25 protein-coding genes are annotated in these 24,465 nt (G+C 52.3%); 10 read left to right on the forward strand and 15 right to left on the reverse strand.

Annotation, left to right across the window (positions count from 1 at the left end; genetic code table 11):
• Positions 1-190 (reverse strand): hypothetical protein (locus IQ268_RS27515; RefSeq protein WP_193885866.1); only part of this gene is annotated, 190 nt, incomplete at its 3' end.
• Between the two features lie 209 nt (positions 191-399).
• The gene (locus IQ268_RS27520) at positions 400-774 is read right to left on the reverse strand and encodes a cytochrome c (RefSeq protein ID WP_193885867.1); all 375 of its coding nucleotides are present in this window, start codon (positions 772-774) and stop codon (positions 400-402) included.
• Between the two features lie 284 nt (positions 775-1,058).
• Between IQ268_RS27520 and petG the strand changes: the two genes are divergently transcribed.
• Positions 1,059-1,172 (forward strand): cytochrome b6-f complex subunit V, encoded by a 114-nt coding sequence (petG, locus tag IQ268_RS27525; RefSeq protein ID WP_193885869.1) that lies wholly within the window; start codon positions 1,059-1,061, stop codon positions 1,170-1,172.
• Positions 1,173-1,279: 107 nt separating this feature from the next.
• On the opposite strand, the gene rsmD is transcribed toward petG, so the two are convergent.
• A complete protein-coding gene (gene rsmD, locus IQ268_RS27530) occupies positions 1,280-1,825 on the reverse strand; it encodes a 16S rRNA (guanine(966)-N(2))-methyltransferase RsmD (protein ID WP_193885871.1) in 546 nt (181 codons plus the stop codon).
• A 56-nt stretch (positions 1,826-1,881) separates the two neighbouring features.
• Positions 1,882-2,517: an imidazole glycerol phosphate synthase subunit HisH gene (gene hisH / locus IQ268_RS27535; RefSeq protein ID WP_193885929.1), complete on the reverse strand. Its 636-nt coding sequence runs from the start codon at positions 2,515-2,517 to the stop codon at positions 1,882-1,884.
• Between the two features lie 121 nt (positions 2,518-2,638).
• On the opposite strand from hisH, the gene IQ268_RS27540 reads away from it, so the two are divergent.
• The 3 genes from IQ268_RS27540 to IQ268_RS27550 all read left to right on the forward strand — a co-directional run bounded on the left by IQ268_RS27540 (position 2,639) and on the right by IQ268_RS27550 (position 5,792).
• Entirely contained in the window at positions 2,639-3,214 is a 576-nt protein-coding gene (locus tag IQ268_RS27540) for a peptidase C15 (protein ID WP_193885873.1), read from the forward strand.
• The gene (locus IQ268_RS27545) at positions 3,215-4,609 is read left to right on the forward strand and encodes a DUF3370 domain-containing protein (RefSeq protein WP_193885875.1); all 1,395 of its coding nucleotides are present in this window, start codon (positions 3,215-3,217) and stop codon (positions 4,607-4,609) included.
• A gap of 349 nt (positions 4,610-4,958) precedes the next feature.
• Positions 4,959-5,792, forward strand: coding sequence for a hypothetical protein (locus IQ268_RS27550; protein ID WP_193885877.1), 834 nt, complete (start codon positions 4,959-4,961; stop codon positions 5,790-5,792).
• A 209-nt stretch (positions 5,793-6,001) separates the two neighbouring features.
• Here the strand turns inward: IQ268_RS27550 and IQ268_RS27555 are convergent, their stop codons facing one another.
• On the reverse strand, positions 6,002-6,775 hold the full coding sequence (locus IQ268_RS27555; protein ID WP_193885879.1) for a DUF6816 family protein: 774 nt from the start codon (positions 6,773-6,775) through the stop codon (positions 6,002-6,004).
• Between the two features lie 173 nt (positions 6,776-6,948).
• Between IQ268_RS27555 and IQ268_RS27560 the strand changes: the two genes are divergently transcribed.
• Complete coding sequence (locus tag IQ268_RS27560) at positions 6,949-8,028, forward strand: potassium channel family protein (protein ID WP_193885882.1); 1,080 nt, start codon at positions 6,949-6,951, stop codon at positions 8,026-8,028.
• An 8-nt stretch (positions 8,029-8,036) separates the two neighbouring features.
• Here the strand turns inward: IQ268_RS27560 and IQ268_RS27565 are convergent, their stop codons facing one another.
• The 8 genes from IQ268_RS27565 to IQ268_RS27600 form a co-directional block, all read right to left on the reverse strand.
• Positions 8,037-8,753 carry a TrkA family potassium uptake protein gene (locus IQ268_RS27565; RefSeq protein ID WP_193885884.1) on the reverse strand — a complete coding sequence of 239 codons (717 nt, stop codon included), beginning with the start codon at positions 8,751-8,753 and terminating at the stop codon, positions 8,037-8,039.
• Between the two features lie 112 nt (positions 8,754-8,865).
• Positions 8,866-9,819 carry a PhoH family protein gene (locus IQ268_RS27570; protein ID WP_193885886.1) on the reverse strand — a complete coding sequence of 318 codons (954 nt, stop codon included), beginning with the start codon at positions 9,817-9,819 and terminating at the stop codon, positions 8,866-8,868.
• Between the two features lie 113 nt (positions 9,820-9,932).
• Complete coding sequence (gene rpsU / locus IQ268_RS27575) at positions 9,933-10,106, reverse strand: 30S ribosomal protein S21 (protein ID WP_193885889.1); 174 nt, start codon at positions 10,104-10,106, stop codon at positions 9,933-9,935.
• Between the two features lie 106 nt (positions 10,107-10,212).
• Positions 10,213-10,638 (reverse strand): KH domain-containing protein, encoded by a 426-nt coding sequence (locus tag IQ268_RS27580; RefSeq protein ID WP_193885891.1) that lies wholly within the window; start codon positions 10,636-10,638, stop codon positions 10,213-10,215.
• Entirely contained in the window at positions 10,613-10,861 is a 249-nt protein-coding gene (gene rpsP / locus IQ268_RS27585) for a 30S ribosomal protein S16 (RefSeq protein WP_193885893.1), read from the reverse strand. The genes IQ268_RS27580 and rpsP overlap by 26 nt, the downstream gene beginning before the upstream one ends.
• A gap of 197 nt (positions 10,862-11,058) precedes the next feature.
• Positions 11,059-12,519 carry a signal recognition particle protein gene (ffh, locus tag IQ268_RS27590; protein ID WP_193885895.1) on the reverse strand — a complete coding sequence of 487 codons (1,461 nt, stop codon included), beginning with the start codon at positions 12,517-12,519 and terminating at the stop codon, positions 11,059-11,061.
• 530 nt (positions 12,520-13,049) lie between these two features.
• Entirely contained in the window at positions 13,050-14,534 is a 1,485-nt protein-coding gene (gatB, locus tag IQ268_RS27595; protein ID WP_193885897.1) for an Asp-tRNA(Asn)/Glu-tRNA(Gln) amidotransferase subunit GatB, read from the reverse strand.
• A 194-nt stretch (positions 14,535-14,728) separates the two neighbouring features.
• Complete coding sequence (locus tag IQ268_RS27600) at positions 14,729-15,157, reverse strand: peptidylprolyl isomerase (protein ID WP_193885930.1); 429 nt, start codon at positions 15,155-15,157, stop codon at positions 14,729-14,731.
• Between the two features lie 601 nt (positions 15,158-15,758).
• Between IQ268_RS27600 and IQ268_RS27605 the strand changes: the two genes are divergently transcribed.
• The 4 genes from IQ268_RS27605 (at position 15,759) to IQ268_RS27620 (ending at position 20,445) form a co-directional block, all read left to right on the forward strand.
• A complete protein-coding gene (locus tag IQ268_RS27605; RefSeq protein WP_193885899.1) occupies positions 15,759-17,171 on the forward strand; it encodes a nicotinate phosphoribosyltransferase in 1,413 nt (470 codons plus the stop codon).
• 70 nt (positions 17,172-17,241) lie between these two features.
• Entirely contained in the window at positions 17,242-17,841 is a 600-nt protein-coding gene (locus tag IQ268_RS27610; protein WP_193885901.1) for a nicotinate-nucleotide adenylyltransferase, read from the forward strand.
• On the forward strand, positions 17,802-18,548 hold the full coding sequence (locus tag IQ268_RS27615) for an NUDIX domain-containing protein (RefSeq protein WP_193885903.1): 747 nt from the start codon (positions 17,802-17,804) through the stop codon (positions 18,546-18,548). The genes IQ268_RS27610 and IQ268_RS27615 overlap by 40 nt, the downstream gene beginning before the upstream one ends.
• 22 nt (positions 18,549-18,570) lie before the next feature.
• Entirely contained in the window at positions 18,571-20,445 is a 1,875-nt protein-coding gene (locus IQ268_RS27620; RefSeq protein WP_193885905.1) for an NAD+ synthase, read from the forward strand.
• On the opposite strand, the gene IQ268_RS27625 is transcribed toward IQ268_RS27620, so the two are convergent.
• Both IQ268_RS27625 and IQ268_RS27630 read right to left on the reverse strand, forming a co-directional pair.
• Complete coding sequence (locus tag IQ268_RS27625) at positions 20,442-22,145, reverse strand: ABC-ATPase domain-containing protein (protein ID WP_193885907.1); 1,704 nt, start codon at positions 22,143-22,145, stop codon at positions 20,442-20,444. The genes IQ268_RS27620 and IQ268_RS27625 overlap by 4 nt on opposite strands.
• A gap of 268 nt (positions 22,146-22,413) precedes the next feature.
• Positions 22,414-23,178, reverse strand: a complete 765-nt coding sequence (locus IQ268_RS27630; protein ID WP_193885909.1) for a peptidylprolyl isomerase — start codon at positions 23,176-23,178, stop codon at positions 22,414-22,416.
• A 583-nt stretch (positions 23,179-23,761) separates the two neighbouring features.
• Between IQ268_RS27630 and IQ268_RS33575 the strand changes: the two genes are divergently transcribed.
• The gene (locus IQ268_RS33575; RefSeq protein ID WP_193885911.1) at positions 23,762-24,457 is read left to right on the forward strand and encodes a glutathione S-transferase family protein; all 696 of its coding nucleotides are present in this window, start codon (positions 23,762-23,764) and stop codon (positions 24,455-24,457) included.
• The last annotated feature ends 8 nt before the right edge of the window (positions 24,458-24,465 follow it).

The following is a 24,465-nucleotide window of genomic DNA, read 5'->3' on the forward strand; positions in this document are numbered from 1 at the left end:
CCTGCCGCCCATCCCGACCCTGCCGCCCCGGTTGCCCAAAGGTTCTAACCTCGGATGCCTGGGCGATCGGAACACAGAGAAGAGAGTCGGTGATAGGCACAAAGCTGATGACGCTAAGCAGGCCGAGCAGGAGCGGAGATAAAGAGAGCGATCGCATATCGTCTGAGCGGTGTACTGGTGGCTCACTCATGATGAATGTATATGCAAGAGATACAGCCAGCGATCAGGAAATACCGAAAACTTCGGGTTTGTTTGGATGAAGCCAGGGAGCGATCGACCGTGCTTCTACGGAAATCGAACGTTGGGAATAGCTGCAAAACCGCTCCAAAAATACCCGGAAACGCCCCGAAACAGCAAGGGGCGAGATGACCTCGCCCCTTGCTGTGCTATGTGCCGCGACTATAACTGCTCTAAATACTCCAGCAAATCTGCCATCTCTTGCGGATTGGGCTGAAACTGGGGCATTGGTGGCGTATTGCCGCTCGTCACTTGATGAATTAACCCAACCCGCGATTTACGAGAAGAGACATGGTGTAAACTTGGCCCAACCTGGCCATCCGCATAGATGCCATGGCAGCTAGAGCAATTCATCTGGAAAATGACTTCTCCTCGCCCAGCATCTCCACTTAAAGACAAAACACTCTGAACGTAGGGATCAGAGCGACGAAACTGATACACTGCAAAGACTGATAGCACAACAATCAGCAGAACTGCCAAAATTACCAGAGCAGTCCTCTGGATGGAGGTTTCAGTGGTAGGGAGCTGATTATCCAACAGGTCTCTGGTCAAGGGTCTAGTACAAAGAGCTTTTCAATTTACAACATAGCTTAAAATTTCTGCGATGAGCCATATAAATTAAGTCAGCCTCACAGAAGCAATTTAAAAACCTGTAATCCCCTATTTCTCGCTTATTATTAAACGGTTTCTGCCGTTTTTAACCTCAATTTAGTTCTGCAAAACTAGAAATTGAATTATGAGAAATAGCTAACAAGCATTAAGAGATGAGTACAACCCCTTAATTTGCTAAGATCCAAATTAATAATTGAGGAGATTGAGTCGTGGTAGAACCGTTGCTCTCAGGTATTGTTCTAGGTCTAATTCCTATCACCCTGGCGGGTTTGTTTGTGGCTGCCTACTTGCAGTACAAGCGTGGAAATCAGCTTAACATGTAGCGTTTTTATCGTTCGTTGGGCGGTATTCCTCTCCAATCCCTCAGGTAGGGCAGCGATAATTGCCGCACTTGAGGGATTTTGCTTTAACAGCACATGCCCTATCTAAACTAAGCGACGGGTCGATAGAAGGTTAGAGCCGTGTTTCCATAGCGCTTTTGGCGACAGATCTCCAGAGATGAAGGTGCCACGATCGCTTCCTGGTTTGGGTCATGCTCTACCGCCAGTTCCCCGGTTGCAGTCAAAAGATGGTGGTGGGCAATCGCTTCCAGCACGGGTTGGTACAGCTCACTGGCATAGGGTGGGTCGAAGTAAATGCGATCGAACGGCGGCTGGGTTAAATTGGGCAACCGTTGCCGGACATCGCCACGAATCACCTGAAAGGTCTGGTCGGCATTGGCTACTTGTTGCCAGTTTTCTTGAATAACCGCACAGGCACGCGCCGATTGTTCAATGCCGATGACCAGTGCTGCCCCACGACAGAGCGCTTCTGCGCCCATTGAACCCGTTCCGGTGCAGAGGTCAAGCCAGCGGCAGCCGTCAACCTCGCCTTGCCAGATGTTAAACAACGCCTCCCGCACACGCGCCAGGGTCGGTCGTGTGGCTTGTCCGGGAAGCGTTTTTAGTTGGCGATTGCCGTAGATTCTCAGGCTCATAAACAGACGATTTTTCTAGCAGCGATGCAGCAATCGCCCCCGATTACAGAACAGTACTAAACGAGTACGGCGGAACGGACTTGGCTCACAAAGTTGGAGAGAATTTGCAGTCCAGCCGTTGACGATTTTTCGGGGTGGAATTGAGCCGCCATCAGGTTGTCACGGGCGATCGCGGCGGTCACGCTTTGACTACCGTGGGTAATGGTGGCTGCCTTTATGCTGGGGTCGGCAGGGTCGGCGTAGTAGGAGTGAACAAAGTACACCCACGGATTGGCAGGAAGATGCTGCCAGAGGGGACAGTTGGGCTGGGTGAACTCTAACTGGTTCCAACCCATGTGCGGAATGGTGATGCCGGGTTCCGGGCGGAAGTGACGGTTCACACCTTTGATAGCACCAATGCCAGGTTCGCGCCCTTCTTCGCTGCCTTCAAACAGCAGTTGTAGCCCCAGACAAATGCCGAGAAAGGGTTTGCCACTGGCGATAACATCACGAATAGGTTGCACCAGATCGCGCGATCGCAAATGCTGCATTGCCGGGTCAAATGCCCCGACACCGGGAAGAATGACGGCATCCGCTCGTTCCAACTCGTTGGCATCATCGGTGATGTGGGGCGTTGCGCCTGCCTTCTCCAACCCTTTGCAGGCGGAGTGTAAATTTCCCATGTCGTAGTCGATAACGGCAATGACGGTCATTCCCCGCTCTCCTTGCAAATGCAACGGTTTTCTCTATCCTAGTCTGGCATCCTTTGGGAGCATCATGCCCTTGCTAAAATTCACTCATCTGCCAATAAAGGGCGATCGCCGTTGACCCGAAATGACTTCACTCCCTACTAGAACCCTGTTACTCACCTCTTTTACCGTTTGGCAGCCGCATCACACCACCAATTCATCCGACGATCTGCTGCTGGAGGTGCTGAACACCAATCCACCCTCGAATCTGCATTTTCTCCGATCGCTGCCCGTCGATTTTGAAGCAGCGCCGCAACAGGTGATCGCCAGGTTCAACGAGCTTCAACCCGATGGGGTGGTTTGTTGTGGCATGGCAGAAACGCGATCGCAGCTTACCGTTGAAGCCAGAGCCATATTAAGGAACCGGGTACTCTATCCTAAAGTCAATGTAGAAACGTTGGTGGCAGGGTCACGTACCACTGCCGTTAGCAAAGATGCCGGACGGTTTGTTTGCAACACTCTGTATTATCGGATGCTGCATCATTTGCACAGGCAGTATTCATCAGCTCAGTGTGTGTTTGTTCATGTTCCAGTGCTGCTGCCCGACAATCGAGAGGCGATCGTGGCTGATTTTCGGCGGATACTGGAGTTGATGAGCCTACCGAATTTGGCATCTTGTTCAACCTCCACTGTTGATCGATCGCTTACATCCAAGGTTTAAATGTTCTCGTTGATCTCGCTACTGACCATTGCCCAGGCTGCTCCTATCCCTACCCCCACCCCACCTCCACCCCAGGAAATCACGGTGCCCCAAACCATTCGGGCGTTACCGGGGCAACTGGATCAGGTTCCTGTTTTTAATAGCAACAGTCCAGAAAAGATTCAAACAGAGGGCATCTTGCTTTCGACGTTCCCCCCCGACGGCAAGTCAGAGCCATCTGCTCATCTCAACTTTCCGTTTGAGGGGCGGTTTGATGTCTTTGCTCATCATGTGTATGGAGCGGCTACGCCTGAAGAGCTGCCAAATTTGTTGAGCATGTACCTTGGCATCATTTTGTATAACCCTGGTAGCCAGCCCGTTACGGTGGATGTGCTGCAAGCGGCCAGCTACTTGAGCCAGCCCGATGCCCCCTTTGAACCACTGCCAGCGGTGGTCGAAAATCCGTTAGGGACAGTGTACGCAGGGCCAGGAAGCCGGGTGATGAACGACATATTACGCGGACAGCGATCGGAATCGATCTCGCCCCAGGTGGTTGTTCCGCCAGGAGAGTACCAGATGTTAGTCAATTTGCCGATTCCGGTAGAGACTCTGGAACCGCCGTTAAATGGTCGCTCGACGCTGATGCGGTTGCGGAGTGATGGTCGTATTTATGCGGCGAGTTTGGCATTGCAGGCGCGACGAGCCGAAGATGGTACCGAACAAGCCCCCACCCTACCAGAGTGGCAAGCCCTGTTGGAAACAGGCTCGTTGGCGGGTGCCCGCGATCGCGCCCCAACTCCACCCGAGCAAACGGCAGGCCAGATTATTTATGGTCGAGTGGCTGGTGTGGCTCAAGGGTCGCAGTGGCAGGCTCAGGTGATAGACGATCCAGCGTCCGATCGCCTCACCATTCCAGCGGCAGGTGAGGCTTTCTCCTATGGCTTGAGTACGCTGGTTGGCGGCAGGCTGGGTACCGAGCAAGTGCAAACCGCTCCGATGCTGGTGCGATATCCTGACACGGCTTATCAGGCGCACGGCAACTATGGCATTGAATACCTGCTCGCCATGCCGCTGCACAACCCAACAGACCAGCCGCAAACGGTCACAGTATCGCTGCAAACGCCGATTAAAGACGATCAGGGTAGCCAGGGTGGCCTGCGTTTTTTTGCACCGTTGCCCACTCAAACCTTTTTTCGGGGAACGGTGCGTCTACGCTATGTGGACGATCGCGGCCTGCCTCGCACCCGTTATGTGCATCTGGTGCAGGTGCGGGGGCAACAGGGTGAACCCCTGATTACCTTGGAAATGCCAGCAGGCGATCGCCGTTTGGTGGAGTTCAGTTTTCTATATCCTCCCGACTCTACACCGCCGCAAGTGTTGACGGTTCGGACGCTCAACCGTTTGGGCAACGAGTAGCAGCGTACACGGGAAAGGTGCTGCTCAGACTTGAGCCATACTAACCGCCCTGTTAAGTCTCTTCATTTTGAATGAGGTTGTCCCCATTCTTTAGCAAGAGGCAAATAGTCGTTCAACTTTTTAGAGTGTGATGTAGATTACACACTTTGAGCCGTCCTGTTTAAATTGAAACTGGGTCGTTTGTGGGCGATCGCTCAACTGTGCCGATTATGTAGGCTTCTGTTGGAGAACGAATGCAGAAACTGGTAGACATTCATTCTCCGTATCCAGCGCTTTTGCAGAGGTCTTCTCGTTAAAACAAAAAGAATTTAAGGCGGCTCTCGATAGCAGGTTAATGGAGAAAATCATCATGTCAAGCCAAAATCTTGAGCACAACAAGCCAAACCGACCCAGAACCGTGAAGCTGGGTGCGATCGCACTGGCTGCCGCAGGTCTACTGTTAGCGGCTTGCGAAACCGATCCGCAAACCACCGATCCGGCAGCATCGCCTCAGCCTCAGGCACAAGAAGAGGTCACCAGCGGCGACGTAACAGACAATACGGAAGACTATATCGGGCAAACGGTAACGGTTCGGGGCGACGTTGAAGAAACCATTGGCGAAAACGCCTTCCGCATGTCTGACAACCAGTTCCTGGGTGGAGATATCTTGGTCATCAGCGAAACGGGAACGGTGCAGCTACCAGAAGATGGCATCCCGGTTCAAGTCACGGGTGAAGTTCGCCAGTTTCAGGGTGCTGAGTTACAACAACAGTTTAATCTGACGTTAGATGAAAACGAATATTCAGATTATGAAGACAGACCCGTAATTGTGGCTCAGTCGATCGCCCCGGCTCCCGAACCAGGCGATATTTCAGATAACCCCGATCAGTTCTACGGACAGGCGATCGCCCTTCGAGGGGACGTGGACGAGATCTTTAGCCCTGAAGCCTTTCGGGTTAGCGAAGGGATTGGCGACGGGATATTAGTTCTGGGGACGACAACGCCAGCACCCGCGATTGAAGACGGTCAGCGAGTTGCGGTTGTTGGTGAGCTGCGCCCATTTAATGCCAGCGAAATTCAGCAGCAGTATAACCTGGACTGGGATCAGGCATTACAGGATCAGTTGCAGGCTGAATACGACAACCAGGCTGTTCTAGTAGCAGAAGAGGTATACCCTATTGATGAGCAAGGTATCCTGAACTAGCCCGGAGCAGACCCCTATTGCCGCACACCCAGGTTGGCAATACTCACAGAAACCGTTGTCTGGCGAGAGCTGACCTCTAGCGTTCTCTGTGAGGTGGATCTAACCCAATGAATCTAGCGATATCTAACGATGTAGTTATGATGTAGGTAGGTACTTGATGCCCGTGGACTGCAAATCGCGGCGGTTCCACGGGTTGTTTAACCGCGAGATTACGCTTCGGCAAAGAATTCCAAACGGTAACGGTACAGAGCAACCGGGCGATCGCCCACCCGAAAATAATCAGGATCGTGTGGCGACAGATAAACGGCTGTCACCTGTTCCGCTGTAATGGGGGGACGGCTGCCGTTGGGATAGTGTTGATAGGCAGTGGTGGTTTCCACTTCATTCACGTATAGTTGCGGTGCGCCGTGAAACACCTGCTGAAAGACTTCGGTTGTGATGAATCGATCGCTGGCAGGCGTTGCCGTTGCGCGTCCAGTAATGGTTGAAACAAGCTGGCGATCGTTTTGCAGCAGGGTAATCTGGCGGTTGGGGTTTTTGGGGTCAACCTTGACGGCATACACGGCGCGATCGCCCAAATAGGTTTTTGCCAGGTTCAGGCCATTGAAGGCGCGATCGGCCACCACTGGTCTGCCGGGCTGACGAAAAAACGGCAGCGAAAACGTTCCTGGAAGGCGAAGGGACTCTCCAAAGCGAACCCGAAAGCTCACAGGCTGGTTGAGATAGCGTTCGTTACTCGCAAACCCTGGGGTAACAACCTCCGGGGCTAGCGGTGCCACCATTTCGACCAGTGTGGTTGTTACAGTCCACTCGCCTGCAATCCAGTCTGGATACGCTAAATCGCCCCTGGCTGTTGCCACAGAGGGCTTGTGCCAGTCTGGAAACTGCTGCAACCGTTCGGCTAACCCATCTGCTTGGGCTGTGCCGCTGCAAAATAGCCAGAGCAACAGTAACCCCACAATCCAAATGACCCGCCACTTCATTGCTATCACTGCTCACAATCCTGCTTGCCGTTCAGTTAGCTTCATTTTCTCAAATAATTCCACCTTGCGTTAGCCGCGAATCGATCGGGTGAAAGCGTAAAATGCAGCGATCGCCTCACATGGCTACATCACACATGTGATGATCTTCCCTTTACCCAAGGAATGCAGCAAGCATGGACGTTTTGATTCGGGTGCTTGGATTTGGGCTGGTCGCTCTCTCACTGATTGATATTTATTTAACCGTGCTGCATCCTCGGTTGGAGAGCGGTTGGATCAGCCTGTTTCTGATTCGAAACGTTTGGAAGGGGGCGCGATCGCTCAGCCGGAAGTTGCCCAGGGGAGGCGATCAAATGCTTTCCCATGTGGGGCCGGTTCTCATTGTTTGCATTATCGCGGTGTGGTTTGCCTTGCTGCTGCTTGGGTTTGCCCTGGTGGTTTGGACGGGGTTAGGCACTGAGATTCAATCTACTCAAGGAGATACCCCCACCGATTTTATAGCCGCGCTTTACTACAGCGGCTTTTCCCTGGCGACGCTGGGCACAGGTGATTTAGTACCCCAAACGAGCTTCTATCGACTGTTAACTATTCTGCAAGCGGTGCTGGGGTTTTCCAGCTTTACGCTCACCATCACCTATGTGCTATCGGTGTACAGTGCCATTATTCGCTACAATACATTCGCTTTAAGCCTGTATCACCGCACCGCAGGTACTGCCGATTCCGTAGAATTTTTGGTTCGATTGGCAGCAGGCGGTCAAGGCGATCGCATCCCTCAAAATGTGGCAGACATCGCCAGGGACTTGATCAACATCCTGGAATCCCAACATTCTTATCCCGTCTTGCTCTACTTCCGCTTTTCGCCCACTTACTATGCCCTGCCTCGGCTGCTCTTTGTGTCGCTCAATAGTGCAACCCTGATTAAAAGCGTGTTCGATCCGGAAACACACCGCTCGATCGCGCATTCAGCCGCCGTTGCTGAACTGTGGGGTGGAAGTATGCAACTGTTGCTTGAATTGGTTGGTGTGCTGTCGCTGGAGCCTCAGCAGACGGCAGCCGAGCATGAACAGTCGTTGTGGCGCGATCGCTACATGCAGGCCGTCGCGCCACTGAAGCACGAAGGGATTACACCCGTTCTCGATCTGGAGTCGGGAGCCGATCGCTACGTTGCATTGCGTCAAAGTTGGGCACCCAGTCTGCTGCAGTTGACCGATTATATGGCTTACCGCTGGAGCGATATCGCCCCTGAAGAAAGATGAGACGGATATCAAAGGCTGGAATGAGCTACTTCTAATGTGGGTAATTGAGAGGTGCCCAACCCCATAAAGTCAATCACCTGATGCACACAATCGGGTTTGGTTACCATGAGAATAGTTGACCCTGCATTCAAGATGGTGCTGCCGTTCGGAATAACCAGATCGGCACAGACATGACATTGATAGCCAATAATTAGCGAGCCGGTGGGGAAACGCGGATCTTGGGCAATCTGCGCGATCGTTCGACCTGCAATGTAACAATCGCCCGGAACAGGTAGCTTCAGCACTTCGACTTGACCCTGCTCAAAGTGCATCATTGACTCCACTTCGGGATATTCGATCGCATTTGCCATGGTTGTCACGGCTAAATCCACGGTGCTGATAACATGGCTAGCGCCAGCAATGCGATAGGGTTGCAAAAAGTCGCGTTCGCTCATCCGCACCACAATGTGTGGCACACCGTAATGTTTCGAAAGAGTCACCAGCGCCAGATTTAACGCATCGCTACTCAGCGTGGCTGCAACCGCGTCAGCTTTACGAATGCCGGCTTCCGCCAAAACTGTTGTGCTAACGGCGCTTCCCTCAAATGCCATCACACCCACTTTTTCTCGAGCATACTGGCAAGCCAATGGATCGGTATCAACAACAGCGACGGTATGCCCCATCTCTAAGAGGTTTTGGGCTAACCGCAACCCCATCATCCCTGCTCCACCAATCAACACGTACATGGCTGCCCCTTGTGTTAATGACAAACCTTCATGATGTTTCTATATGTAACATGGGAAATACGTTTCGTGCAGGTAACGGGTTACCTCTAATGCCGTTGTGCCTGCGATCGGTCTAGGTTTCGTATTGTTCGTAGGCTGCAACGATCCGCTGAACCAGGGGATGCCGCACTACATCCGCTTTGGTCAGGTTGCAAAAAGCAACTCCCTCAACCGTTTGCAGGATTTTTTCAGCGACAGCTAGCCCCGACTGTTGATGGCTGGGCAGGTCAGTTTGGGTGACATCTCCTGTAACAACCATGCGCGATCGAAATCCCAATCGGGTTAACACCATCTTCATCTGGGCAGGGGTCGTATTTTGCGCCTCGTCTAAAATGACAAAGGCATTGTTCAAGGTTCGGCCTCGCATATATGCCAGGGGAGCCACTTCAATTACGCCTCGCTCCATCAAGCTGGGAATCTTTTCGGGGTCTAACATTTCATATAGCGCATCATAGAGCGGTCGCAGATAGGGATTGACTTTCTGCTGCAAGTCACCCGGCAAAAAACCTAACCTTTCTCCGGCTTCTACGGCGGGTCGGGTCAAAATAAGCCGCTCAAACTCATTGGACATCAATGCCTGCACCGCCATCAGGGCAGCCAAAAACGTTTTTCCCGTTCCTGCTGGGCCAATGCAGAAAGTTAAATCGTGGGTGCGAATGGCCTGAATATATCGCTGCTGGCGAAAGGTTTTGGCTCGAATCTCTTCACCCCGGCGAGTTCGCACAATCACGTCCTTCTGGAGGCGACTTAAATCGTCCTGCCGTCTGGTGTCGATCGCCTGCCGAGCCGTCAAAATATCAACACCCGTAATGCTTTTGCCCACACTCCAGTAGGGTTCTAGCGATCGCACCAACTGCTGGGTCAACTCAATCTGTTTTTCGGTACCGGAGATATGTAGCGATTGCCCCCGCAACACAATAGTTGCCCCAGTTTGTCGAGCCAGTTGCTTAATATTTTCTTCTTGCAGCCCCGCCAGCGCGATCGCACTTTCAGGAGACGGTAAATCAATGGTCAACGCATTTCCCATAAATTAAGAAGGCACCTAACTTGGCCTCAACATTGGGACAACAGGTGCCTGAACTACTTCAAATTAACTAAATGCCAGTCGAGTAACACCAGACTGGGCAGTATGCTATGCCGTCAACTGTGGCGTTTTCGGGCGGCGTTTGCCTTGTGCTTACGACGCAGGCTTGGTTTCTCGTAACGCTCTCGTCGTTTGACCTCAAACAAGATGCCAGCTTTCTGAATCTTTTTTTTAAAGCGTCTTAACGCTGATTCAATCGATTCATCTTCACCCAGACGAACTTCTGCCACTCGCGACCTTCACCTCCTTAAACTGACTCAATCAGCAAATATTGGTTTCGAAGATAACAATCCTCTTCGTTCTATTTTGCCCAAAGGGTAACCCTAATGATGAGGATCAGCCCGATCGGGTTGGACGGCGAGGCTGCGATCGCGGCGGCGGTGGATGAGAACGCTCATCCGAGTGGCCATCTGAGCTGCCAGGTTGCCCGCCAAACACATCCAGGTGAACTGAATGCCCAAATACCTGAGCAACTGCTTGCAATACAGTACGGATCGCTTGAATGTTGCGCCCGCCTCGACCAAACACTCGCCCTTTGTCTTCTCCTTCAAACGCCAGCCGAATCAAAACCCTCGCTCGACTGGGGGATGACTCACAATCGACCTTTAAGGAACCAGGCGACTCTAAGAACGGTTCTACCAAGAAACGAACCAGTGCTGCATAGTCTGGCCCTGTGGAGCCTAAAGTAGCAGTTGGTGGAGTAGAAGGGTCAGCAGTTGGGTCAAACACGGCAATTTTAAGCGCGAACCTGCTCGAAAACATTCGCTTTTTCCAGGATGCGGCGCACTGTCGGAGTCGGTTGTGCCCCTTCCTTCAAGCGTTTTACGATCGCTGGAATTTCCAGCCTCACTTCATCCGATCGGGGGTTGTAGAAGCCCAATTCTTCCAATGGGCGACCGTCACGACGAGATGTGCTATTGACTGCAACAATTCGATAGCTTGCCTCAAACTTCTTGCCGTATCGCTTCAAGCGCAGTTTAATCATGCTAGAAAGATATACTCCCGAAAAAATTACAAGATTTACGGCATGGTAATTCTACCATACTGCCTTTAACATTCTAGAGGCTAGATTAGCTATGGTACCACTTCTCTATCCACTTGGGGTAGCTCTGCCGATGCCTGTAGTTAGAGTTAACCGCTCAATTCAGCAGAGTTGTAGGCCAGGCTGGCAACGGTTTAAGTTTAAAGCGACCCAAACCCCTTCTTCTTTTTTTCCTTCTTTTTCTTCTTCTTCGCAGGCCCACCGCCGGGATAGCCACGCCACCCCGGCTGAGGTCCATTACCACCCATTGCCGGGGCATCGCCAAACATGCCGCCCATACCGGGCATTCCCATGCCGGGGAACTGTCCTCTCCCCATTTGTTGCATGAGCGATCGCATCTTTTGAAAATCGCTCACTAGCTTGCTGACATCGTCTAAGCCATAACCTGCTCCTTTGGCAATACGGCGACGGCGGCTAGGGGAACCGGACAGCAGATCGGGATTGCGACGCTCCTCAACCGTCATAGAGTTGATCATCGCCTCTGCTCGTTTGAGCTGCGTCTCGCCCTGCTGAAGCTGTTCGCTGGACAGCTTGTTCATGCCGGGAATCATTTTCATGATGCCGCCGAGCGATCCCATGTTCTTGAGCAATCGGGTTTGCTTCAGGAAATCAGTAAAGTCAAACTGTGCCGAAAGAATTTTCTCTTGCATCTTCTCGGCATCGGCCAGATCGACCTCTTCCTGGGCTTTTTCAACCAGGGTTAGCACGTCTCCCATCCCCAGAATGCGAGATGCCATGCGATCGGGGTAAAAGGGTTGCAGCGCTTCGACCTTCTCGCCGACTCCCACAAATTTGATCGACTGCCCGGAAATCCGCCGCACCGAAAGGGCAGCTCCCCCACGGGTGTCGCCGTCCATCTTGGTTAGAATGGCACCCGTGATGCCAATTTGCTCGTGGAAGGTGCGCGTCAAATTCGCGGCTTCCTGACCCGTCATGGCATCAACCACCAGCAGCACTTCGTGCGGCTGCACGGTCTGCTTGATCTGCGCCAGCTCTGCCATCATGGTCTGGTCGATTTGCAGCCGACCCGCCGTGTCGATGATGACGGTGTCAATGCCGTCGGCTTTGGCTTGCTCGACCCCCTGCCGTGCAATTTCAACCGGGTTAGCGTCGGCTCCCAGCTCAAACACGGGCACGCCGATTTGCTTGCCCAAAGTTATTAACTGGTCGATCGCGGCTGGACGGTAAACGTCTGTTGCCACCAGCATGGTGCTGCGGTTTTGCTTGCGTAAATGCAGCGCCAGCTTGGCAGATGCGGTGGTTTTTCCGGTTCCCTGAAGACCCGCCATCAACACAATAGTGGGGGATGGTTCCGCACTGGCAAGCGGCACGTTTGTCTCGCCCATGATGTCCAGCAGTTCGTCGTAAACGATTTTGATGAACTGCTGATCGGGACGCACGCCAGCGACCACCTCTGCCCCTAGCGCTTTGCGTTGAACGTCTGCAACAAACTCTTTAACGACCTGAAGGTTAACGTCGGCCTCTAATAATGCTCGCCGCACGTCGCGCAGGGCTTCCTGAATATTTGATTCAGAAATTTTGTCTTGACCTCGAAGTTTCTTCCAGGCACCTTCTAATTGTTCAGCAAGTGCGTCAAACATAGCAAAATATCTTGAATAGCGACCTTATATCAGAATCCTCTCCGTTGGCGGCTAATACCGTAGGGAGAGGATAACCGTTAACCATTGCAGGGTTACTATCTCTATTGTAAAAGGTTATTCGGCAGGTCTGAGGGTTGAATCAACGAGACAGCTTGCAGATCGGCCAAATTTGAGTCGATTGTCGCCGGGGGATGTAGTGGACGGAGGCGAAAGTGGCAATGGTTGACGGGCGGGGCAGGCTGGATTCAATTAAAAAAGGGAGAGCCATTTGGAAACTCTCCCAACCATCAGGGTGCATCTACTTAGCACATTATGCCATCTAAGGGGTGGGGGGTGTAACCCCCTAAAGCAAATTTTTAGGAAATTTCTGACAAATTAGTCTCTTTTCCAGCAAGAAAGGCATCATTTAGCCGACTGAAAGCCTGATTATAATCAGATTTTCGGTGAATCTCGGCTGAATGATGCCTCGTGGTTGATTTTTTTAGTAACCGGAAGGGGGGAAATTAGATCGACCCACACCTTCTACTGGGTTAACCGTTCAACTTTTGAGCTAAAAGCTGGTTCGTTAGCTTTGGATCGGCTCGTCCGCTAGTTTGCTTCATGACTTGCCCGACAAAGAAACCCAGCAGTTTCGTTTTGCCGCCACGATATTTCTGCAATTCGTCAGGATGCGCTGCCATCACGGCATCGATCGCCGCTTCAATAACGCTGGTATCGGAAATTTGAATGAGTCCTTTTTTCTCAACCAGTTCCTTGGCGGAACCGCCCTTGGTGAGCAGCTCTGGCAGAATGTCTTTAGCAATTTTGTTGCTAATCGTGTTGGCTTCAATCAGTTGCACCAGCTCGGCCAGTGCGGTGGGTTGCAGTGCGATCTCGGTAATCGAAACCCTGTTTTCGTTTAGATAGGCGCTGATGTCGCCCATGATCCAGTTTGCTGCCAGTTTTGGGTTCGCCTTCGCGGCCAGTGTGGCCTCAAAGTATTCGGCGATCGCCCGGTCGTCGGTAATCACCCGTGCATCGTAGGCCGAAAGCCCCAACTCGTCTTCGTAGTGTCGCCGCTTTTGCGCCGGGAGTTCGGGCAGTTCGCTTTGCCACTGCTTGAGCTGTTCTGCCGTGACCTCAATGGGGCCGAGATCGGGTTCTGGGAAGTAGCGATAGTCGCTTGAGCCTTCCTTGACTCGCATACTGATGGTGCGCTGTGCGCCTTCTTCCCATAGGCGCGTTTCCTGAATGATGCGATCGCCCGATTCTAGCGCCTCTGTTTGCCGTTCAATTTCGTACTCGATCGCCCGTTGAATGGCATTGAAGGAGTTCATGTTTTTGATCTCAACCTTCGTGCCAAACTCGGATTGCCCCACCGGACGAACTGAAATGTTAACGTCGCAGCGCAGCGACCCTTCTTGCATGTTGCCATCGCTAACGCCGAGATACCGCAGGATTCGCCGTAACTCCTGGGCATATTCTGCGGCTTCACGACCAGAGCGCATGTCTGGCTCTGAGACAATTTCAGCCAGGGGAACCCCGGTGCGGTTGAAATCTACCAATGAATAAGTAGAACCAGAGAGGCGATCGCTGCCCGCATGAACGAGCTTCCCGGCATCTTCCTCCATGTGCAGGCGCGTGATGCCAATCCTTTTCCGCATGGGCTTCCCGTCGCTGTCTGGAATTTCAATTTCCAGCCAGCCATGCTCGGCAATGGGCAGGTCGTATTGAGAGATTTGATAATTTTTGGGCAGATCCGGATAAAAGTACTGCTTCCGGTCGAACTTGCTGTAAGCAGCAATTTGACACTGGAGCGCTAACCCAGCCTTCACCGCATACTCCAGCACGGTTCGGTTCAGTACGGGCAGAACCCCCGGCATCCCGGTACAAATAGGGCAAACGTTTTGATTGGGTGGGGTATCAAACTCGGTAGAGCAGTTGCAAAAGATTTTAGTAGCAGTCTTTAGCTGAACGTGGGTTTCTAGCCCAATCACTGCTTCGTACTGAGTTTTCACTGGGGCGGCTGTAGTCATAGGTGCATTGTGGCAGGAGCGACAATTGGTCTATTTTAGCCCTGTTTGAGCCTGGTCTGGAACGTGGCGTGGTAGGGCTTGCCGTCCTTGCGGAGGCGATCGCTCATAACAGACAACGATGTAACGTCACCAGTGCAACCTGGGGCACCACCATTGTGCTAAAGGGAGGGCGATCGCCGCACCGTACTGCCAAATTAGCCGATTTCAACGAGCTGAATGTCAAAGGTCAAATCTTCGCCAGCCAGGGGATGATTGGCATCCAGCGTTACTTGTGCCTCAGAAACTTCAGTAATCATAACGGGAATAGTTTGACCACCCTGCTGCCGGATCTGTAATTGTTGACCGATTTCAACCGGCAGATTGTCAGGAATTTGATTTCTGTCTACTACTAGCACCATTTCTTGATAGTGCGGGCCGTAAGCCTGGTCAGCCGGGATGATGGCAGTCTTGCTCTCTCCAGGACTCATGCCCATTACGGCCTGTTCAAATCCAGGGATCACGTTGCCTTCACCAATAGAAAACTGCAAAGGGTCGCGATTGGCAGACGAGTCGAAAACTGTACCATCGTCTAGCTTGCCTGTGTAGTGAACCGTAACGGTATCACCTTGCTTTGCCTGCGTCATCATCATTGTTTCTCCTTCCATTCTTCGGATTTCAGCATTCAGCGCCAGTCCGCCTTTTCGGATTGCTGCTGGGTAAGCTGTGATTCAATCATGGCGTGATCAAATCCCTTTGTGCCCACCCTAGCGAATGAAACTGTGGATCTTTGCGTTTGTTAACACCATCTAAAGACTTGTGAAACGAGAGATTACGGTTTGGGCGATCGCCACCCCTGCCTTTACTGATGAAGTTTTAGTAAAATTCAGTATAAATTAATTTTTCTCTCCCCAGCCTGTTTAGTCGGATTGCGCAGTTCAAATCAATAACTGGAACGGTGTTTAAGATTTAGCAGCGATCGCCACCTCCGCTGAAGCCGCTTGTAAACGGATTAAAGTTTAATATTTTCTCCCTGCTGGTCGGTGCAAATTTTGGTTGTTTTAACTATAATTAGCCTATCAGCATCGTTTAACTCAGGCTGAATTGGATTTGTGGTTCGTTAAGTAACCCGCCACATGGGGCAGCCAAGTCTCTCGACCGATGCCGTTCCCTGGAGCAGTACGCTTCTGTTGCATTGCACTAAACCTAACGATTAAGACCTGAATGTCAGCCGACCTGGATTAACCTATGAGCGATCGTGCCCTGACTCTGTGTGCAGAAGACTACAGTCTTTTGACCGACCTATACGAATTAACGATGGCAGCTTGCTATGTGGGCGAGCAGCTCGATCAGCGGCCAGCCAGCTTTGAGCTATTTGTGCGTCAGTTACCTGAAAACTTCGGTTATTTGATTGCGATGGGGTTGGCGCAAGCCCTGGAGTATCTAGAGAACTTTCGCTTTAGTTCGGCTCAAATTGAAGCACTGCAAGCAACTCACATCTTTGCCGATGTCCCCAGTGCCTTTTGGCAACGGTTGGCTCAGGCTCGCTTTACTGGAGATGTGTGGGCAGTGCCAGAAGGAACGGCTGTATTTGCCAATGAGCCATTGCTGCGGGTTGAAGCACCCCTGTGGCAAGCGCAAATCGTTGAGACTTACTTATTAAATACATTGAACTATCAAACGCTGATCGCCACACGAGCGGCGCGTCTGCGGGATACGGCAGGGTCAACAGCTCAACTGCTGGAATTTGGCACGCGGCGCGCCTTCAGTCCTCAGGGGTCGCTGTGGGCCGCCAGAGCAGCACTGGCTGCCGGGTTAGATGCCACGTCTAATGTGCTGGCGGCAGTGCAGTTGGGACGGCAGCCCAGTGGCACCATGGCGCACTCGCTGGTAATGGCATTTTCAGCCATTGAAGGCGGAGAAGATGAAGCGTTCCTGGCCTTTCACCGTTATTTTCCGGGCGCAACGCTGTTGATTGATACCTACGATACGATCGCCGCTGCCCGTCGCCTTGCCGACCGTCTAAAAACGGGCGAAATGGATGTGAGAAGTGTGCGGCTCGATTCGGGAGATTTAGCCGCGTTATCGCAAGAAGTGCGATCGCTACTACCCAACATCTCTATTGTTGCCAGTGGCGACATTGACGAATACAAAATCGCTGAATTGCAGCGCAATGGAGCCTGTATTGACGGCTATGGCCTGGGTACCCGGTTAGTTACAGGGACTCCGGTGAACGGGGTGTATAAGCTGGTGGAACTGGATGGGGTTGCCACCATGAAAGAATCGAGTAGCAAGGCCAGCTATCCGGGGCGCAAGCAGGTGTATCGCTGTTATGACAACAATCAGTGGCAGTCAGATTGTTTAACCCTGGTAACCGAACCGCCGGAACGAGGGGAACCGCTGTTGAAGCTGGTGGTAAAGCAAGGCGAACGGGTATACGAGCCAGAATCGTTGGAGGCGATCGCTGAACGCACCGCCGCCTCAGTGGCTCGCTTGCCTACCCAGATTCGGCAGATTCAGCAGCCGAGTATGGTGCAACCCAACCTATCGCCTGCTTTGCAGGAATTGACTGAGCGAACACATCGCCGGATTCATCCGTCTTATACTGAGCGAAATCAGGCTGGGGGAACAGGAGCAGCAGGCTCAAAAACAGCACACTGATTCATTGACCTGCTTCCTCTCCTCTTATTTCTTCAAATCGTGACGTTTTAGTACTTATTCCGCACACGTTATGACCTCCATTGCTCTGTTTGGTACCAGTGCCGATCCGCCGACTGCCGGACATCAAAAAATCCTGTGTTGGTTGTCCTATCACTACGATTGGGTCATGGTTTGGGCATCAGATAATCCGTTCAAAACCCACCAGACACCATTAGAGCATCGTGCTGCCATGTTGCGGTTGTTGATTGAAGACATTGACCCGCCCCGGCATAACATTCAGCTTCGTACAGAGTTGAGCAATCCAAGGGCATTAATGACCGCGCAAACGGCGCATGAGTACTGGTCTGAAGCGGAGTTGACTCTGGTGATTGGTGCCGATTTGGTCGAGCAACTGCCGCGCTGGTATCGGGTGGAGGAGTTGATGCAGTTGGTGCAACTGCTGGTGGTGCCCCGACCGGGCTATGTTCTGCGGCAGGAGAACCTGGAGCGGCTACGGCAAATGGGTGCAACGGTGTCGATCGCCGATTTGACTGTCCCAGATGTCTCGTCCACCGCTTATCGTGAGGAAGGAGATTCGGATGTCATTATTCCTCCAATTGAGGCTTACATTCACCGAGAACAACTGTACGAATGTCAGGACGTGTCCAGAGAAAAATTGCCGGCTCACTAGATCCGCAGGGGCTAGCCGACTTTAAAGTTGGGGTTGATAATGTCATCTTTTCAGTTGATACAGCCCAAAATCGGTTGCTAGTGCTGTTGGTGATGCGCCAGGAAGATCCCTTCCTGGGACAGTGGAGCCTACCTGGAACGCTGGTACAACATGGTGAATCGTTGGAGGATGCTGCCTATCGAGTGCTGTCTGAAAAGATTCGGGTAGAAAATCTGTACCTGGAACAGCTTTATACCTTTGGTGGTCCCGATCGCGATCCGCGAGAAGCCAAATCGAGCTATGGCGTGCGCTACCTGTCGGTCAGTTACTTTGCGCTGGTGCGGTTTGCCGAGTCGGAATTGATTGCCGATCGCGTCAGTGGCATTGCCTGGTATCCGCTAGACCAGGTTCCTCCACTCGCGTTTGACCACAACCAGATTTTGGAATATGGCTACCGCCGCTTGCGTAACAAGTTGGAATATAGCCCGATCGCCTTTGAGGTTTTGCCAGAGCTGTTTACGCTCAACGATTTGTACCAACTCTACACCACCGTTTTAGGGGAAAACTTTGCTGACTATTCCAATTTTCGCGCCCGCTTATTAAAGCATCGATTTTTGGCAGACACGGGCATCAAAGTATCTCGAGGTGCCGGACGACCTGCCACCCTGTATCGCTTTGATGCGGTTGCCTTCGCGCCGTTGAAAGACAAACCGCTGGTATTCATCTGATTTCTACCCCTTCACTACCGTAATGAAGATTGCGATCGCCCAACTTAACCCCACCATTGGAGATCTCGCGCATAATGCCCAGCAGATTTTGCTTGCGGCTCGACAGGCTTCTGCCCAGGGAGTTCGCTTACTGCTAACCCCAGAGCTATCGCTCTGCGGCTATCCGCCGCGAGACTTGCTGCTGCAACCCAGTTTTATCGAAGCGATGTCTGAAACCCTGAAGCAGTTAGCAACCGATTTGCCGCCGCAACTGGCGGTTCTGGTTGGCATGGTCGAACCCAATCCTCAGTCGAGCGCAAAGGGTGGTAAGCCGCTGTTTAACGGCATTGCTTTGCTAGAAGACGGGCAGATTCAGCAGATTTTCCATAAACGCCTGCTCCCAACCTACGATGTGTTTGACGAAGACCGCTACTTTGAACCTGGGTTGCAAAGCAATGCCTTTGCGCTCAGGGTGGAGGGGAGTGGCGTGGTCGGCAGCAGCAATCATGCCTCCAATCCGTTGAACGCATCCGCTTCGACGGCACTGAATATTGGTGTCACCATTTGCGAAGACCTCTGGAACGATGAGGAATTTTGGGGCAGACGTACCTATGCCGAAAACCCGATCGCCGATCTGGCTCATCACGGTGTAGACCTGATTGTGAACCTCTCGGCATCGCCCTACAGCATGGGCAAGCAGCGGATTCGCGAGTCGATGTTGCAACATGCCGCCACCCGATATCAGCAGCCGATTATGTATGCCAACCAGGTTGGTGGTAATGATGATCTGATTTTTGATGGCAGCAGCGTTGCCTTTAACCGGCGTGGTGAACCGATTTGTCGTGCCCATGCTTTCACAACAGATTTAGTCGTTGTCGAGTTTGATGAAACCACGCGAGATTTCGTGTTGGAGCGATCGCCCCACCTGGCTCCGTTACCCGAAACCAGGGATGCAGAACTGTGGTCGGCGCTGGTGCTTGGCGTTCGAGACTATGCCCAAAAGTGTGGGTTCACCCGGGTGGTGATTGGTCTAAGTGGCGGAATTGACTCGTCTCTGGTGGCGGCGATCGCCGCTGCTGCCCTTGGTGCTGACAACATTTTGGGTGTGCTGATGCCTTCTCCCTACACCTCTAATGACTCAATTCAGGATGCGCTGCACCTCGCCAAAAATCTTGGCATTAAGACGCATACTCTGCCCATTGGCCAGTTGATGACTGAATATGATGCCAGCCTCAACGGTTTGTTTGCAGGAACTCAGCCGAATATTACCGAGGAAAATATTCAGTCGCGCATTCGCGGCAACCTGTTGATGGCCGTTTCTAACAAGTTTGGTCACCTGTTAATTTCCACTGGCAATAAGTCGGAAATGGCGGTGGGGTATTGCACTCTCTATGGGGATATGAATGGTGGGTTGGCGGCGATCGCCGACGTGCCCAAAACCCGCGTCTACTCGATCTGTCACTGGCTAAATGAAACCATGAGATCGGCTAATGAATCAGCTTCAGGATTTGTGCATCCATCCTTTTTGCTGCATCCGGCATCTACTCCGGTGATTCCGCTCAATGTGCTAGAAAAGCCTCCAAGTGCTGAACTCAAGCCAGGACAGACCGATCAGGATTTATTGCCGCCCTATGACACGCTGGATGATATTCTCGATCGCCTGATTCATCAGCATCAATCGCTGAAGGAAATTGCGGCTGCCGGACACGATCCAACCCTGGTAGAACAGGTGGTGAAGCTGGTGAGCCGAGCCGAGTTTAAGCGAAAACAGGCTCCCCCCGGTTTGAAAGTGACCGATCGTGCCTTTGGTACGGGTTGGCGGATGCCGATCGCCAGTCGCTGGATCACTCAAACTCAGTTAGCCTCGGTCAGTTCACCCGACTCGCCACCAACGGTAGCATTAGCAACAGAGGGCTAGCGCACTGCGATCGATCGCATCCGATTCAGCACTGCCGCCAATTCCAACGATCGAAACATCGCCAGATCGCCTTGCCGCTCAACGGTTAGCCCATCCAACCCGGCCTGTGCGATGGTTGTCATTAGTCGTTCAAGCAGGTCGCGCATTGTATGGTGCCCGTCCAGATACTCTTGCTGAATCTGGACGATCGCCATTCCAATTGCTCGCAGTTGTCCGACTTCAACCAGTTGCTCGACTGCCGTTACATCTATGGCTTCGCGGTCAAGGACTAGCTCATCCGTGTCGCGCACTTTGAGGCGTGAACGGCGATCGGTCATCCTATCCTCTAAACGGTGGCTTACCAGAGTGCGATCGCGCAGTGAACCAAACTGTTCGCCACCTTCTGGCGTGCGAGCAGTGGCAAATTGGTGGGCAATCGCTCTGGCCTGTGCGGTAACCTCTTGTGGTGCAAAATCGGTCATGGCGATCAACGTATCCGCCACATCAAAATAGTCACCACTGCCGCCCATTACCAAAATGGTAGAAACGCCGTAATCGCCGTAGAGCGCTTGAATTTTGTCGATGAACGGGGTAATTGGCTCCTTATCTTTGGCAATCAATGCCTGCATCCGGCGATCGCGAATCATAAAATTGGTGGCGGATGTATCTTCATCAACCAGCAACGTGGTTGCGCCTGCTTCCAGTGCTTCAATAATGTTGGCGGCCTGGGAGGTGCTGCCGCTGGCGTTTCCGCTAGAAAATTGCAGGGTGGAACGATTCTGCGGCAGGTGGTTGATAAAGGGGGAAATATCTACCCCGGTAATGGAGCGTCCATCTTCTGCTCGAATGTTGACGGCCTTCGCATCAGTGACCACGGTTTCCCGACCGTCTCCAGGACGGTGGTTATAAATGCCGAGGGCGATCGCCTGTAACAGGGTCGATTTGCCGTGATACCCTCCGCCCACAATCAGGGTGATGCCAGCGGGAATCCCCATCCCCGTGATCCGGCCTTGGTTGGGTCGCTCAAAAGCAACTCGCAGGGATTCTGGTGAAGCAAAGGGCAGGGCTTGCTGGGTTAAGGGTTCATCGCTAACTCCGCTCTGGCGCGGCAAGATCGAGCCGTCGGCAATGAAGCTTACAAGTCCCCGGTGGGCTAATTGCTGTCTCAGCCACTCGGCATCTTCTACCGTTTCAACATGCTGTTGTATGGCAGTGGCATCAAGACGGGAGTAGAGCAGGGCGCGATCGATGATGTGTGGCAGGTTGTTGCAGAGGAGTGCGACGGCTTGTTGTCCCAAAATGGTTCTGCCTTGTGCGGGTAGCCCTACGCCAAACCGGACTTCAACCTGGTCGTCGTTAATCCAGACAGATGAGCGGTCTAGAACGTGCTGGCCGGGATGGGCGATCGCAATCAAACCGCTGTTGCCGCTGCCTCGCTTTTCTTGCAAGCTGAGCGCTACCTGAGCAAACTGACGGTTTAGATAATCTCGGAGGGCGATCGCTCGAATTGGGGTGCGATAAAGCAGTGCTGGAAAGTTGGCAACGGTCTGGGGCACAAGCACTCGTAGCCGACTGGGAGAAGCAAATGGATCGGCCTGGATGCGATCGATGATCAGCGTGAAGGTGTCAAACTGATGATGGCCTCGGATCTGCTGGTAGGCTTTGTATCCGCGTTGGTCGAGTTGCAGTAGCTGTTGGTTGAGCGGGTGGGAATTGCTCATGGGCAATGCCAAGCTTGGCTGAACACCTGTGAAGGCTGTTTCGGATACGTTCTCAAGGAATTGGTTTTGGTTCAAGCCTCTCTTGGGGGCTAACCCTCACCCCCCACTGGGGGACGAAGCGCGTCCCCCAGACCCCCTCCGCAAGGGGTTACGAAGGAGCAGGAGGCATCGCTTCGCATTGCCTGAGCCGTCAGGGTGTTGCTGGACTCAATTCAAGGATTTGGGAGTGAATTTAGGCGTGGAGGGCTAGCCAGGAAGAATCAATAGGCTATGTGCCACCACCCTGGAGCGCGTCGGCACCAGAGATAACTCTGGCAGAGTCGATGCGATCGCCCTGCTGAATTTGGTCAACGGTATCCATGCCGTCTGTGACATAGCCAAATACAGCATAACTACCATCCAGGAAGCTGAGGTCAGCTAACGTGATGTAAAACTGTGAAGATGCGGAGTCTGGCAGATTTGAGCGAGCCATGGCAACTGCTCCGCGAGTGTGGGTCAACTTGGGAGCCTCGGTAATACCTGCACCCTCCAAAGTCTGGCTATAAACGGGTTCTGTCGCGTTTGCTGGCTTAATTTCTAGAGGAATATAGCGAGGTTCAGAGGTTGCTGGGTCAACAAATCCACCCGTTCCTAAAAGGCCAACTGGCACATCAGGATCGGTACTCTGCGGATCGCCCCCCTGCACCACAAACGGTTGTGGTGAGCGCACGACCCGATGAAAAGATGTGTTGTTGTAAACACCACGCTGCACCAGATCGACAAAGTTACCAGCCGTAATCGGTGCGTCTTCTCCGTTCACCTGAATGGTAATCGGTGAGCCGTTTACCACCAGTTCTACGGTTGCTTCTCCTGCAAGGCGAGGCAGGTTGGCAAACCCATTACTGGCTTCTGTTGTTGGACTCGCGGCAACGGTTTCAGTGGCCGCAGTGGTTCCACTCGGAGATTGAGCCGTATTTGGGGTCGCGCAACCGCTGACCCATAAAACGCCCACCATTAAAACCGATACCAACCAACGATGAAATTTAATCTGCATGTTCCAATGCCCATTCGAACAGTGTCCATTATCGCTTGATGTCGATCGCACAACACCATCCCAATTGCTAAGCGACAAAATTGCCGGGTGATCTGGTCACCACCCGGCAGCGTTTAGTCAAACTACTAAAATTCAGTAAACCGCGAGTGGGTTCACGCAACGGTTAAAAAAAGTGATCTGGCTTATGGTCTTACTGTCCGTTTCTGTAATGAGGCCAACATCTGACGCTTAACCTCACCGGCCCACCGCTCAAAGTCGAAACTGTCGCTGTTGGTATCAAGCAGCGATTGAAACGATTGATGATGTTGTGATTGTTCTGATTTGCCTTTCATCTGACATCGACATTAAACGCCACAACTCACTTTCTAACAGGCCAGGCTGATTGGCGTATGCCTTAAGATACAATCCTGCGAGCAGAATGCAAGAAGCGCATTGGTTTGATGCAGTTTAGGAATTTTTGTGATTGTGCAGTCCCCGATCGCCCCAAAAAGCAGCTAAATTCTGAGTCCTTTGCATCGATTTCTTACACTGGGTAGTAGTTCGGCATCGACCAAGTTGCCGGTGTGCATGGGAGGAAAAGCGTGTGTCTAAAGTAAAGATTTACAGTGCTAGCGGCTGTCCGTTTGCCCAGCGATCGCGCTTAGTGCTGCTCGAAAAGGGACTTGACTTTGACCTGGTTGAAATCGATTTGCAGAACAAGCCAGCGGGGTTCACGTCCATCTCGCCCTACAGTAAGGTTCCTGTGATTCACTATGGTGACGATCGCGTTTGGGAATCGACCATCATCAACGAATACCTGGAGGAAACCTTTCCTGAACCGCCACTACTGCCTCAGGTGCCGGGAAAGAAAGCGATCGCGCGGATCTGGATCGATTTTGCCAATACCAAATTTATTCCTGCTTTCTATAAGCTGTTGATGAATCAAGAGCCGCAAGAGCAACGGATGTGGACAGAGGAATTGCAAAAACATCTGCTGTTTATGGAACATCAGGGTTTACGCCAGCTTTCTCAGTCCGGCTCTTTTTGGCTGGGTGATTCTCCCAGCCTGGTAGACTTCTCCTACTATCCCTGGTTTGAACGATGGGCTGCATTGGAACAATACCGTGGCATTTCGCTACCAGCAGACTGCGATCGATTGCAGCAATGGTGGGTTGCCATGAACCAGCGTGATTCTGTCCAGGCTACCCTTCAGCCCGCTGAATTCCACATTCAGCAGTATGCAAAGTATGCCAATGATTCCGCATCGGGGGTAACGGCTCAAGAATTACGGCGATACTAGCCTTCGTA

Origin of the sequence: Oculatella sp. LEGE 06141 (assembly GCF_015207605.1) — a bacterium.
Lineage (GTDB): Bacteria > Cyanobacteriota > Cyanobacteriia > Elainellales > Elainellaceae > Oculatella.